At 37.5% G+C, this 13,976-nt stretch carries 9 protein-coding genes; 4 read left to right on the top strand and 5 right to left on the bottom strand.

Annotated features, from left to right (window positions below):
* The first annotated feature begins 248 nt into the window (after window positions 1-248).
* Both ACM03V_RS30365 and ACM03V_RS30360 read left to right on the top strand, forming a co-directional pair.
* Complete coding sequence (locus ACM03V_RS30365; RefSeq protein WP_414624537.1) at window positions 249-1,991, top strand: purple acid phosphatase family protein; 1,743 nt, start codon at window positions 249-251, stop codon at window positions 1,989-1,991.
* A gap of 208 nt (window positions 1,992-2,199) precedes the next feature.
* The gene (locus tag ACM03V_RS30360) at window positions 2,200-4,791 is read left to right on the top strand and encodes a filamentous hemagglutinin N-terminal domain-containing protein (RefSeq protein WP_414624536.1); all 2,592 of its coding nucleotides are present in this window, start codon (window positions 2,200-2,202) and stop codon (window positions 4,789-4,791) included.
* Between the two features lie 90 nt (window positions 4,792-4,881).
* On the opposite strand, the gene ACM03V_RS30355 is transcribed toward ACM03V_RS30360, so the two are convergent.
* A complete protein-coding gene (locus ACM03V_RS30355) occupies window positions 4,882-5,382 on the bottom strand; it encodes a hypothetical protein (RefSeq protein ID WP_414624535.1) in 501 nt (166 codons plus the stop codon).
* Window positions 5,383-5,644: 262 nt separating this feature from the next.
* Window positions 5,645-6,484 (bottom strand): diaminopimelate epimerase, encoded by an 840-nt coding sequence (gene dapF, locus ACM03V_RS30350; RefSeq protein ID WP_414624534.1) that lies wholly within the window; start codon window positions 6,482-6,484, stop codon window positions 5,645-5,647.
* Between the two features lie 129 nt (window positions 6,485-6,613).
* Here dapF and ACM03V_RS30345 point away from each other — a divergent pair, with 129 nt between their 5' ends.
* A complete protein-coding gene (locus ACM03V_RS30345; protein WP_414624533.1) occupies window positions 6,614-6,826 on the top strand; it encodes an Hfq-related RNA-binding protein in 213 nt (70 codons plus the stop codon).
* 121 nt (window positions 6,827-6,947) lie between these two features.
* Here the strand turns inward: ACM03V_RS30345 and ACM03V_RS30340 are convergent, their stop codons facing one another.
* From ACM03V_RS30340 to ACM03V_RS30330, 3 genes are all read right to left on the bottom strand, one after another.
* Window positions 6,948-9,287 (bottom strand): cation:proton antiporter, encoded by a 2,340-nt coding sequence (locus ACM03V_RS30340; protein ID WP_414624532.1) that lies wholly within the window; start codon window positions 9,285-9,287, stop codon window positions 6,948-6,950.
* 150 nt (window positions 9,288-9,437) lie between these two features.
* Window positions 9,438-10,832 (bottom strand): lysophospholipid acyltransferase family protein, encoded by a 1,395-nt coding sequence (locus ACM03V_RS30335; protein WP_414624531.1) that lies wholly within the window; start codon window positions 10,830-10,832, stop codon window positions 9,438-9,440.
* A 233-nt stretch (window positions 10,833-11,065) separates the two neighbouring features.
* Entirely contained in the window at window positions 11,066-11,920 is an 855-nt protein-coding gene (locus tag ACM03V_RS30330) for a lysophospholipase (RefSeq protein WP_414624530.1), read from the bottom strand.
* 445 nt (window positions 11,921-12,365) lie between these two features.
* Here ACM03V_RS30330 and ACM03V_RS30325 point away from each other — a divergent pair, with 445 nt between their 5' ends.
* Complete coding sequence (locus ACM03V_RS30325; protein WP_414624529.1) at window positions 12,366-13,904, top strand: FAD-binding domain-containing protein; 1,539 nt, start codon at window positions 12,366-12,368, stop codon at window positions 13,902-13,904.
* Window positions 13,905-13,976: the final 72 nt, after the last annotated feature.

Here is a 13,976-nt window from a genome sequence, read left to right as displayed (position 1 = left end):
ACCTAACCCCCAGCCCCTTCCCTGCAAGGGAAGGGGAGCAAAAATTAAAGCCTCTCTCCTCGCAGGAGAGAGGTTTGGAGAGAGGTCAAAACTATATTCTATCCAACTGAAAACGGCTATATAAGGACTAAAGTGCTTACTACAAACTATAAAAAATTCAAAAGCTTCTTCGTCACATAAACTACATTTATAAGAAACAATTATCAATTAATTGTTTCTACAAAACTATAGATGATAGGAAATTAATAATGTTTAGACGCTTTCAAAATCGTCCGATACCATTAGCATCTGTATTTGTATGTGTTTTATGTTTTACTTTAATATATGGGTGCTTACCGAATTCGCAACCTGCTGATAAAGCTTCAATGCTGCTGACAGAACCTTTTTTACAGTTACCAACCGAAAATTCGGTGAGAGTTGTTTGGTTTACCGAGTATCCTGGTGAAAAAAATACGGTTGCTTACGGTGAAAATCTCAAACAAACTACCGAAGCTACAACTATTAAGTTAAGTCATACTAGGGAAGATCAAAAATCCAAAGTTGGAAATCAAACAAAAGATAAACAATATCAACAACCCGTTAAACGCGATATTTGGCGACATGAAGCAGAAATTACGGGTTTAACTCCAGGTAAAGAAGTTGACTATCAAGTAATTAGTAAACATGAAAATGCTGGGAATGCAAAAAGTAAAATTTATAACCTCGCGTCTGCACCTCAAGCAGGTAAACCATTAAAAATTCTGCTTACTTCCGATCATCAGCTTAAACCAATGACGGCAGCGAATTTACAAAAGGCGAAGGAAACAGTTGGAGATATTGATGCGGTATTTATGGCTGGCGATTTGATTAATATACCAGATCGAGCTAGCGAATGGTTTGATGATAATCGCGGTGGTGCATTCTTCCCGGCTTTTCAAGGTAAAGCTAATTATGAAATTGCTAAGGAAGGGGTAAAAACCAATTATACTGGCGGCGAAATTATTCAAAATGCTCCTCTTTTTACGGCTCTTGGCAATCATGAAGTGATGGGAAGAAGAGGGAAAAGTGATGATTTGGATGGTGAATTTAACGATCCAATTCCTCGCGAGGTAGCTGAAAATTTGTATGGTGAATCGTCTTTGAAAGCAAATTCATTTAATACCGATACCTACGAAGAGATTTTTAGTTTACCTGAAAGTAAATCTGGGGGAGAAAAGTATTATGCAACAACTTTCGGTGACGTGCGTTTAGTGGTGCTTTATGCCACAAATATCTGGCGAGTACCGAGTTTAGAACCCGATGCCAAAGGTAAATATCGCGAAAGAGAAGCTGATTTTGATAACCCGGAAAATTGGGGTTACGCACAGCATCTTTTTGAACCAATTGATAAAGGAAGCACTCAGTATAATTGGTTGGTAGAAGAACTTAATAGTCCGGAATTTAAGCAAGCAAAATACAAAGTTGTCATGTTCCATCATCCGGTTCACTCTTTAGGTGATAATATTGTTCCAGCTTATACCAATCCAGTACAAAAAATTGAAAAAGATGATAGCGGAAAAATCACAAATATACGTTACGAATATCCCCTTGAAGAAGATTTTTTAATTCGGGATATTGTACCTTTATTAGAACAAAATAACGTGCAATTAGTATTTTACGGACATTCTCATCTATGGAATAGATTTAAGAGCGAATCGGGAATGCATTTTTTAGAATCATCGAATGTTGGTAACACTTACGGTGCTTTTTTAGGTGATAAGAAACGCAATGTACCTCAAGAATACAAAGAGAAATATATAGAAGTCGGCAACCCAAACGGTTTAGAACCGATAACGCCATCAATTAAACCCTTAACCGGCGAAGATGGGAAACCAATGCCTTATATTGCCAGTAATGAAATAACTGTATTTAGTATTTTAGATACTGGTAATGGTACGGTTGATAGTTATTATTTTGATACGACTAAACCTCAAGATAAAGTGGTTAAATTTGATGAATTTCAATTGGAATAATTATAAATTTACTGGCGAACAAATTAATGATGTAGTAAAATTTTACGTCTCCCTAAATTTGCGGATTCTTAAAGGATATTTAGGTGCGTTACGCTGTCGTGATAACGCAGCCTACAATTACTGATTTTAGACAAATATCAAATTTACTTTAATTTTTAATTTGTAACTGGGAATCATATATAAAAGTCGGTTACTACCATTTTTATATATGTTTCTTTCCTCACTCAAAAAAGCTTTTCACTCTCCTTGCTGCTTGGGAATCCTAGCGATTTCCTTTTTACAAGCTTCAGCTTATGCTCAAGTAATCAAAGATGATACTTTACCAACTCGCGTTACAACTACAGACAATCTCAATTTTACGATTGATAGTTTTAATAACAAAAACCGTATAGGAAACAATTTATTTCACAGCTTCAAAGAATTTTCCATTCCTACAGGTGGCTCTGCGGTTTTCAATAATTCCACTGATGTAGTTAATATCATTAATCGGGTAACTGGAGGAAATCTTTCTAATATTGATGGATTAATAAAAGCGAATGGTAATGCAAATTTATTTTTAATTAATCCTAACGGTATTGTATTCGGTAAAAATGCGCGGTTAGATATCGGTGGTTCATTTTTTGGCAGTACTGCTGAAAGTATTAAGTTTGCTGATGATATTGAATTTAGCGCGATCAATACGATAACACCACCACTATTAAGTATTAACCTACCTTTAGGTTTACAGATGGGGAGTAATTCGGCAGCAATTGAAGTGCAAGGTGATGGTTACACCGCTGTTTCTAATGACAGGGATTTATTTAGTCCTTTTGTCGTTACTAATATCAATGGTTTGCGAGTTAAACCGGAAAATACTTTAGCTTTAGTTGGTGGTGAAGTATTTTTAAATGGAGGTATAGTAGCCGCAGATTCGGGAAGAGTTGAGTTAGCAAGTGTGAATTCTGGTTTAGTTAAGATTAATTCTAATTCACAAAGTTGGAGTTTAAATTATAAAAAAGATGATATACAAAGTTTTGGCGATATAAAGTTTTCTTCCCAAGCTTTAGCTGATGCAAGTGGTATAAGAAGCGGTTCGATTCAGTTACAAGCAAGAAATATTTATATTAAAAATGGTTCAAAAGTCTTTGTGCAAAGTCGCGGTTTGCAATCGGGAGGAAAATTAAATATAGATGCAACAGAATCAATTGAAGTAATAGGAACTAGTTCGGATGATAATTTTACTAGTGCATTTTTGACTAATACCTTAGAAAAGGGAGATGCTGCGGAAATTAGTATTTCAACTCCACACTTGTTGATGTCTGACGGGGGTGTAATATCAAGTGAAACCTTTAATTCAGGAAAAGGAGGTAACATTACGATAAATGCTTTTGAATCATTGCAAATTAAAAAAAGTTCACCTACAAATCCAATTCATTTTGGTGACATTTTAACCTACAGTTTTGCTGGGGGAAAAGCCGGAGATATCAATATTTATGCAAAAGATTTATCAATTGCGTCTCAATACATAGCTTCTCCTAGCTACGCTACTGGTAATAGCGGTAATATTTCTATATCAGTTAAAAACTTAACAAATCTCGATGGTGGAGTAATAGCTTCTACTACTTTAGGAATTGGCTCCGGTGGAGATGTTACAGTCAATTCCGAATCGATTAAACTCAAAGGCTTCGATTTTGATCGTTTTACACCTAGTGGTTTGAGCGCTTCAACACTTGGAATCGGAAACGCAGGTAATTTAACTGTCAATACCGGAAGTTTGATACTTGAAGATGGTGGTAGAGTCGATTCTTCTACACTTGCTTTTGGAAAATCAGGAAGCGTAACTATTAAAGCTACAGATTTTATCGAAGTAAGCGGTACCGTAGCGAATTCGGTTAATCCTAGTTTAATCGTTTCCAGCGCCAATATTGTAGATGAATCCTTACAGCAATTATTTGGATTAGCTGCTATACCCAGCGGAGATTCGGGAAACGTAGATATAAATACACCCATTTTAAAAGTTAATAATGGTGGGGAAGTAACTGTAAAGAATGATGGCACTGGTAAAGGTGGAATTTTAAATATTAACGCTAATTCTATTCTTCTCAATAGCAAAGGAAAAATTACCGCGTCAACTCAATCTGGTACGGGGGGTAATATTGATTTGCAAGTTAAAAATGGTTTAATACTACGAAATAAAAGTCTTATTTCTACTGAATCTTTGGGAACAGGTAACGGTGGTAATATCAATATCAATTCATCAGTAATTGCAGGTGTAGAAAACAGCGATATTATTGCTAATGCTGTAGAAGGTAACGGTGGAAATATTAACATTCATACGAGCGGTTTATTCGGTTTAGAGCTTCGAGATAAGTTAACTACAGAAAGTGATATTACTGCTAGTTCTCAATTTGGCGTTAGCGGTACAGTTGAAATTAATAACCCAGCAATTAACCCCAATTCAAGTTTTACAGAATTACCAATAAATGTAATTGATAGTACTCAAACAATGAAAAGTGGATGTAGTGCTAACAGAGGAAATAATTTTGCAATTGTAGGTAAAGGTGGTTTACCTTATAATGCCGAAACTGTTATTAGAAGGATGAACTTATGGCAAGATTTGCGTAGTTTAAATGCTGTTGATACTAATAAAAAAACAAGTATTCAAGTTAAAAAGAATTCTCCAAAAGCAATTTTTGAAGCTACTGGTTTGGTTGTAGATCAAGAAGGAAATATTGAATTTGTTGCTCAATCTAATGATGTGAATGCGGGAGATAATTGGCACAAAACTAGTAATTGTAAAGGTGAAGTAGAAAATATTTAAGAATCAACGTAAAACAACCCTACTGTAACTAAGACGGTAGGGTTATTTGATTATAAATCGGTGCTATCAAGTAACTAAATATCTAATAATTTATTCAAGCAGCCGAGTCCCCATTAACTGAAGCTTGTTATCAGAACTGTAATACATATAGCAGTGATAACCTTTTCTTAAAAGCGCTCCATATTTGTTTTGGGAATCTACTTTTCCTGTTACAACATAAATACCTTGAAAGATTTCTCTTGTTTGCGGTTTACTAGGATATTTTGCTGAAGCTGGTGATTTTAAAGTATTTGTTACTTTTGTTTTACAGACTCCTGGCATATCTTTAACTACTTTTTTAGGTGCCGATTTTGTTGTTTGCCCCAGTTGAGAAAATCTCTTAGAACCTATTTTCTGTAAAGCCATTTTACATAAGGAATTATCATTACCCTTTAAAGGTTCACAAATATATTCTCTTGCCTGTTTTTCGGTATTAAATACTTTTACGGCATGATCAGATTTTTTAGCGGCTTCAGCTTTAGTTGGGATGAAACCGATCAACTGTGCCGCAATTGCTGCCAACAAAAATATATTTAAAGGTTTGATTTTCATATCTGTGATGTATTTTTATTAACACTATCTATTTTAAATTTTGATATTTATATACTGTGGGAGAAAAATTACGTAAATAGAATTAAAGTTTGTATAATTAATCCGGTTTCTGCTATTTTCGGGAAATTCCGATGAATTGGTATTTAAGTTAATTGATAAATAGATATTGGGATTAAGAATATTTATCAAATATATGTAGTTATAATCATAAATCCTGGGAGACGTAGCACTGCTACGTCTCTACATGAGTGGCTGTTTTGATTTAAAGTTTGCCAGTGAAGACTTTTTGGGCAGGCCCCGTCATATAGATTCTTTGGTCAATTTCTGACCATTCTATTAATAAGGGGCCTCCGGGAAGCTCTACGGTGGCTGTTCGATCGCATTTCCCATTCAATACTCCAGCTACTAAGGCAGCACAGGCACCAGTACCACAAGCTAAAGTTATACCTGCACCGCGTTCCCATACGCGCATTTTTACGTAGTTGGAACTAACAATTTCAATAAATTCGGTATTGATTCGTTCGGGGAAAGCTGGATGATGTTCAAATTGAGGGCCGATTTTTTCTAATTCAATTGCTGCAACGTCTTCTACAAAAGTAATGCAGTGAGGGTTGCCCATATTTACACAGGTGACATCCCAAGATTTACCCGCTATTTCTAAAGCTAGATTAACTACCTTTTCATTTTCAGCAGCAAGAGTAGTAGGAATTTCATCAGCAGTCAATCTAGGAATTCCCATATCCACCTTAACTTGCCCGTCGGACATTAATTGAGGTGTTATCGTACCACCTAAAGTATGAATCTTGTACTTATCGCTTTTTTTAGTATCTCCTTCTAATTCGGCCAGAAAAGCAGCCATACAGCGAATACCATTGCCGCACATTTCCGGTTCCGAACCATCAGAATTAAAAATCCGCATAGTATAGTCAGTGCCATTTCCCCCAGGTAAGGCAAAAATAACACCATCAGCACCGATACCAAAATGGCGATCGCACAACTTAACTGCCTGCTCTGGAGTAACCGCCGGTTCTGAAGTTGAGCGATTATCAATCAAAATAAAATCGTTACCTAAACCCTGATACTTAGTAAAATTAATTGCCATTTGTCTATGAGATGAATTATTACAGATATTAGTTGTTAGTAGTTAGTTATTAGTTGTTAGTTGTTAAAGCCACTAACTACTATCCACTAACCACTATCAACTATCCACTATCTACCATTCATATACAAAATGTTGACAGAATTCGATACCTCACTACCAAGCATCAAGCAAGTTCAAAAATTAATTCAAGAAAACACCCAAATTGAATTAAAGCTAATAACCGGGGATGTCATAGCCGGAAAATTGTTATGGCAAGACTTACAGTGTTTCTGCATCATGGCAGACAACCAAAAAACCACCGTTTGGAAGCAGGCGATCGCCTATTTGAAAATTGGAGAATAGGTAATTGGGAATTGGGCATTGGTAATTGGTAATTGGTAATTGGCAATAATTATTTATTCTTTTTCCCTTCTCCCCTTGTCCCCTTTGTCCCCTTCTCCCCTTCTCCCCATCCCCCCATCCCCTATTCCCTCAACTCATCAAGCGGCAAATATTCGCGCAGTGCTTCTAATTCTGCGGCTTTGACTACTGGAATTGATAACGCTGCCTGGTTAGTTGGGGGGGAAAATAGTTCTTCTAGTTTATTTAAAGCTGATAATCTGCCGCACAATAATAATTGATCGCGGTTTTGCAGTTTGGTTTTGCCGTTAGGATAGCGAATAAATTTTCCTTCTCTTCTAATTGCTTGTATTTCTACCGCGTATTGTTTGCGGATGTCTAAGTTGCTAAGGGTTTTACCTAGTATGGGGGATTCTGCGCTGAGTTTTACCCACTGGCAAGCGCTGTTTTCTCCGGGTACGGTTGCTTTTCCTAATGCGAATTCGTCTAAGGCGGCTATTTCTTCGGATGAACCCACTACTAAAAACTTGTCGCCTTCTTCTAAACTTGTTGTTGCGTCGGGATAATCTATTTCTTCTCCGCTAGTACGCTTAATTGCCATCAGGCTCACGCCGGTTAGATAGCGCATATCGGCTTGTTCTAAGGTCATTCCTATTAGGGGAGAGTTTGTTGGTAGGGGGTACCAGCGTTTGTTTAAATCGGCTGTGGCTCGTCGTAAATCGCGGGCTACTTCGGATGCCGATTGTTCGGGGCGGAAATCTAAGTAGTGACTTTGACGAATTTTTTGGATTTCTTGCTGTACTGCCGTTGGTGATAAGCCGACATCTGTTAATACAAAGGAAACCATTTCTAAACTAGCTTCAAATTCTGGCTGTACGACTTCTCGCGCTCCTAATTGGTAAAGTGCTTCAATATTTTTGTTATTTGTGGCGCGAACAACTATATTTAATTCCGGAAATAACTCCAAACCGCGCCGTAGAGAAAGACGAGTACTCATTGGATCGGGAAGCGCGATCGCCATTGCTTTGGCTTGGGTTACTCCTGCTGTTTCTAAGACGTGAAAACTAACGCAGTTGCCGTATACGTAAGGAATTTTAGCTTCCCGCAGTTGTTGAATTACTCTTTCGGATTGATCTATAACGACTACAGGAAGTTTATGGAAAAGCAATAATTTAACTAAGTTTTGACCTACTCTTCCGTAACCGCAAACTATTACATGATCTTTTATCGGTAAATCGTCGGCTACTTCGAGGGGTTTGCCTTCACCGTTGAGATAAGGCTTTAACCAAGGCATTGTTTCAGCCCAATCAAAGAAAATTGGTACCAATCGCAGCACGAAAGGAGTAATCACTAATGTTACTGCCGTCGTACCTAAAATCAGTAAATATACTTTACGAGATACCAACCCTAACTTTTGACCTTCACTAGCAAGTACAAAGGAAAATTCCCCAATTTGAGACAATCCCAAGCCCGCAATTATCGCTGTTTTCAGCGGATAGCGGAATAATTTTACTAGAGGAGTGATAATTAAAAATTTACCAATAAATACTAACGCCACCAATCCTAAAATTAATTCCAGATGCTTCCATAGAAATACCGGATCGATCAACATCCCGATCGCCACAAAAAACAAACTGGCGCAAATATCCCGCAGGGGTTCCACATAAGTTAAAGTTTGGTCGGCGTATTCCACCTCGGAAATCATCAACCCGGCGACAAACGCCCCCATTTCAATGGAAAGTCCCAATTCTTCAGTTAATAAAGCGATTCCCAAACACAGAGCCACCACACCCAATAAAAATAACTCTCGGCTTTCCGTTTGAGCCAGCAACCGCAACAAAGATGGAATCAACCAAATACCTGTAGCTACAGCACCCGCAGCAAATAAACCAATTTTTAACAGCGCCATTAATACCGCTATAGCAAGAGTTTCCGCTGGACGATCCAGAGCGGGTAACACTGCTAACATTAACCCCAACGCTAAATCCTGCACCACCAGAATTCCCAGCATTACCTGTCCGTGGGGAGTTTCCGTTTCATTGCGTTCCATCAAACACTTCAAAACCACCGCAGTCGAAGACAAAGATAAAATCGCCCCCAAAAACACCCCTTGAACCGGCGAATCTACCCAACCAACTCCCACCGACACCAAAGTCGTGACTGCGATCGTCAAAATAATTTCTAAACCGCCACCACCCAAACTAATTTTCTTAACCTTATTAAGTTCCGCAAAAGAAAACTCCACACCCAGCGCAAACAACAAAAAAGCAACACCAAACTGCGCTAACGTCTCAACTTGAATAAATTCCTTAATCAATCCAAAACCAGTAGGGCCTACAATCATCCCACCCACGAGATACCCCAACAACACGGGTAAACCCAAAAGCGAAGCAAACAGTCCCCCACCCGCAGCAACAGCGAGAACCGAAACCAAATCAACTATTAATCTAAAATCTTCTTGCACGAGCTTATAAAAAAATCTCAATATCCCTTTCAATAAGCATACAAACTTTAGGAATCAGTGAACAGTTATCAGTTACCAGTGTAGAGACTCCGCAGTGCTACGTCTTTTAGGAGTTAGGAGGCGCGGAGTTATCACCTTTAACCTTTAACCTTAAAAAACCATTCCTTCCAAAGCCGTTTGTAAATCTTGAGTTAATTGAGCTACAGATTGTTTTGCACCCTGACGGCTTTGTTGATAAACGGTAGCGCGATCGCTCACCGAAATTGGTTCTCCCACAGTCACCGTAGATTTACGCAATCCCAACCGGGGACGACGAGGACTTTTATTTCCTTTAATTCTGGCGATCGCATCAAATAAAATTAAGGTTGTTTCGGCTAATCTTTCAAAACTAGGTTTTTCTTTAACGTAAGTAGCCGTCATGACGACAAAATATTCTACCAAACGCATATGCAGCATTCTTAAATCGGCTTCTGCGGCAATCCAATCTGCTAAGCCTCGTTTCACGGCAGATAAATTTTTGAATTTATTCAATTCTTCGCGATAAATGTAATTCCAACCAGCCTCTTCTAAACGTCTACAGCGCTCTATTACATTTCCCTTTTTCTTAATACCAAAATATTCTTCACCTACTTCTAGAGATACATCTAATAATTGTTGCAGTCTAGCTGTGAGATTTTCTTCTAAACTAACAGAATCTTCAGAAAAATCTGGTAAATCACGATGATAAAAACAACGATAAAACTGTTCCATTTCTCCGAGAAGATATTCTCCCAGTCTTAATAAACGCTTTAAATATAATTGTTCTGGTTCTGTATTAGCAATTTCTATAGTTTGTTGTGATAAACCACAATCAGCTTCTAATCTACTTAACAGCCGATCGAGTTTTGACCATTGAGGATTAATATAAGAATACTGAATATTAATAGGCAGAACAATAACTTTTTCAACACGATTAGCCTTTGCTAAATCCTCCGCACACCAAAACGCTAATTGAGCTACACCAGGTTCTAGTGGACTAATAACTTCACTATGCCCATTTGTCGCACCTTCAGGAGCAACTACCAAAGGAAACTGACCGTTAATTAATATTTCTCTAACTTTTTTTATTGCTTGTAAATCAAGAGTTTTACCTCGATGTACGGGAATGCCTCCTAACTTAGAAAATAACCAACCCAGCCAATCACCAGCCCAAATTGTCATACCTCTGTCATACATAAAATGACAGTTAATCGGAGATTTTAATTTTATTTTATTTTGACGAGCAACTTTGGGTATTTCGCGAGAAAATAAATATAAACCAGTAAGTGGATCGTCTACCTCACAATGACGAAAGGCAAAGATAAGGCGAATTTTTCCAATTTGGAATTGATGATAAATATTAACTAAAGTTTCTTTATTTCTTGTTTCAACTTCCTTAATTCCTGCTGGTAGCCAAGGTTGCAAGCGAAATCTTTGTAAAACAGGCAGCATCCAATGAACAAGCCGAAGAATTAAAGAGTTGAAATTTGGAGGAATAAAACTTAATTTTGGTTGAGCGCGTTGCATATTTTAGTTGTTAGTTGATAGTTGTTAGAGGATGTAAGAATGCGTCAATAACTATGCTCGGAACCTCTCTCCAAACCTCTCTCCTAGAAGGAGAGAGGCTTATTACCCCCATTCCCTATGAGGGAAGGGGGGCAGGGGGGTTAGGTTTCCGAGGTGTTGGAATTAAAACATAATATTTTTCCGCGCATCCTGTTAGATATTCCCCTACTCCCCATTCCCTGTTCCCTATTGCCTTACTTTATTATTCTCGAACTCAACAGATGTCTTTGTATCCAATCTTCCATATCTTCTAGTACCTCTTGGTAGTTAATATCGCTGTGAAGCTCGTGATAGCTACCGAGGTATTCTTGTCTTTCTTTATCAGCTAAAGTTAAGCGTTCAAAAAAAATTCGACTGCTTTGAGGTAATGTGACTGTATCGGCACCACCATGAAGAATTAATAGAGGAACTTTTATTTCTGCGATATGAGCCTCAATCCACTCAATAGTATTTAACAATTCTGTCGCTAATCTAGCGGTACCTCGGCTATGACGTAATGGATCTTCTTTGCAAGCCGCTACTGCTTTTGGATCGCGAGAAGCAGCACTAAAATCTATTCCCGTAGCTAAAGAGAAACGAGGCAAAATACCCGACAATATTTTACCAGCTAATAACTTCCACGAAGTTACTCCTAATCCTAAAGCTGGAGCCAATAATATTAAACCTTTGAGTTGCGAAGTTTCTCGTAAAACATAGTCTAAAGCAATTGTTCCTCCCATACTTTGACCAATAATAAATAAATCTCGATCGTGTTCTTTAGCTTTGACTAAATCTACAAATAATTTTAAATCAATAAGGAATTCTGACCAACTATTAATATAGCCACGCTGCCCTGGCGATCGCCCATTACCACGCAGATCGAAACTATACACGGCGTAATTACGCTCGATTAGATATTCCACCATCTGTGGAAAAATGCCGCTATGCCCTCCGTGCCCGTGGATTATTATTAAAACGGCTTCTGTTAAACCTTGAGGATGCCAACTTTGATAGTACAGTTCGAGTCCTTTTGCTCCCTGGAAAGTTCCTTGGCAATTATTATTTGTCATTAAGCAAGAATTTATATTTTCAACCGTCTTGATATTTTTTAATATTCTCACATCAAGGATAAAAAAGTAAATAACTAAGAATAAAAATCAAGATTGGGAATCGCCACAAAATGTAAACTATGTCAGTTAAATTGGTCACTTTACTTTAGTTTCGTCATAATTGAACAAATGAATATTGATTCAAATCTATACAGTATGCCTCGAATAAATACAGAAGTTTTAATATTTAAGTGTAATCGTTTTTTTTGTATAAAACTATAAAAACAGCTATAATAGAATAAATGAATTATAGTTTATTATTACTTCTCGACAGTTGATAATTTATATTTAAAATCCATAAATATAAGTATATTTTGTTTATCTTAAAAATTTTAATCTACACCTTCCAAGCTCACATCTGATAATTGGTCATTGATAACTGATAACTGATAACTGATAACCGAACATGAACATAATTTGGTTCCGTCGAGACTTACGTTTAAGCGACAACGAAAGCGTTGTTAAAGCGGTTGCAAACAATGCAGAAGTTTTACCATGCTTTATAATCGATCCTTGGTTTTATCAATGGAAAGATGTTGGTAAAGCGCGAGTCAGATTTTTGTTTGAATCTTTAGAAAATTTAGACGAAAATCTAAAAATATTAGGTGGCAAACTGTATTTATTTGAAGGAAGTGCGGCAGATATTCTGCAACAACTTACCCGCGAATTACAACAGCAATCCTATCAACCCAAACTGTATTTCAACCGCGACGTACAGGTAGAATATGGAATTGCCAGAGATAAATCAATCGTAGATTTCTACCAACAGCAGCAGACGGAATGTCACATCGGTTTAAGCACCTTTATCCAACATAGGGAAAATCGCGAAGAATGGTTTAAAGAATATTACTCTTATCAAAGAGATACTTTACATTTAACTCCAACTCATATCAACACACCACAATTATCTTTAAACGTACCCCAACTGACAATAGAAGAATTAAAGCAGAAATATCGGGCTTTTTGGGAAACAGAAAAAGTTTATTTTCCTGGTGGAGAAACAGAAGCAACTACAGTATTAAATTCGTTTCTTTCAAGTAGATACAAAGGATATCATTGGAAACTATCTCGCCCTTGGATGGCACAGAAAAGAGCTACATCTCACCTATCACCGCATCTTGCCTTCGGTACAGTTTCCACGCGCACGATATACCAAAAAACTAAAAAACGTGCCGAAGAATTAGCAAAACAACCCAAAGCGGGATTTTCCCTCAAAGCATTTAGAGATCGATTGCGATGGCATGATAGTTTTACTCAACGCTTATACTCGCATCCAGAAATAGCTTACACCAATCGTTTCCCAGAATTCGACGAATATTATAAACCAGATCAATTAACATCTCAACAGCAAGAATTATTTCAAGCTTGGTGTGAAGGAATGACAGGTTTCCCAATGGTAGATGCAAGTATGCGTCAGTTAGAAAGAATGGGTTGGATGAACTTCCGAATGCGGGCCATGTGTGCTACCTTTTTAACAATAAACTGCGGTGTTTCCTGGCATCATGGCGCTAAACACTTCATGAATTATTTAGTAGATGGAGACTTAGCCATCAATAATTGGCAGTGGCAAATGCAAGCAGGAATTACCAATCCCCTCAGCGACACCTTCCGTATTTATAATCCGACTAAAAACATCAAAGATCGAGATCCCGAATTAAACTTTATTTACCATTGGATTGAAGAATTGCGCGGTTATAGCTTACCGGAAATACTTTCTGGCGACTACATGAATAATAGTTACTATCCGCAACCAATAATAGATTGGTCGCAAACACGTAAAGTTAACGGTAAAATAGTTTCTAATCTACGTAAAAAAGTCAAAGAAAGATTGCTTTCCGAAAAAGGCGAAGAATATTATAATGCAACTGCGACAAAACGCACCGTAGAAAAATATCGCGAATCTAAAGACAGACAGTATCAAGAAGTGCAGGATAAAAGCTCGTAGTAAGGGCTTTAGCCTAAGCTGTTGACTCTGTACCTTTTTAGAGCTTAAAAATTCATGCAAAAAACGTGTTGG

Source organism: Calothrix sp. CCY 0018 (assembly GCF_963920925.1).
GTDB lineage: Bacteria > Cyanobacteriota > Cyanobacteriia > Cyanobacteriales > Nostocaceae > Rivularia.
This window is presented reverse-complemented; position numbering and strand designations above follow the sequence as displayed.

Coding starts and splice junctions, on each gene's coding strand:
- ACM03V_RS30365 (WP_414624537.1), top strand. CDS start 249: ATGTTTAGACGCTTTCAAAATCGTCCGATACCATTAGCATCTGTATTT.
- ACM03V_RS30360 (WP_414624536.1), top strand. CDS start 2,200: ATGTTTCTTTCCTCACTCAAAAAAGCTTTTCACTCTCCTTGCTGCTTG.
- ACM03V_RS30355 (WP_414624535.1), bottom strand. CDS start 5,382: ATGAAAATCAAACCTTTAAATATATTTTTGTTGGCAGCAATTGCGGCA.
- dapF (WP_414624534.1), bottom strand. CDS start 6,484: ATGGCAATTAATTTTACTAAGTATCAGGGTTTAGGTAACGATTTTATT.
- ACM03V_RS30345 (WP_414624533.1), top strand. CDS start 6,614: ATGTTGACAGAATTCGATACCTCACTACCAAGCATCAAGCAAGTTCAA.
- ACM03V_RS30335 (WP_414624531.1), bottom strand. CDS start 10,832: ATGCAACGCGCTCAACCAAAATTAAGTTTTATTCCTCCAAATTTCAAC.
- ACM03V_RS30330 (WP_414624530.1), bottom strand. CDS start 11,920: ATGACAAATAATAATTGCCAAGGAACTTTCCAGGGAGCAAAAGGACTC.
- ACM03V_RS30325 (WP_414624529.1), top strand. CDS start 12,366: ATGAACATAATTTGGTTCCGTCGAGACTTACGTTTAAGCGACAACGAA.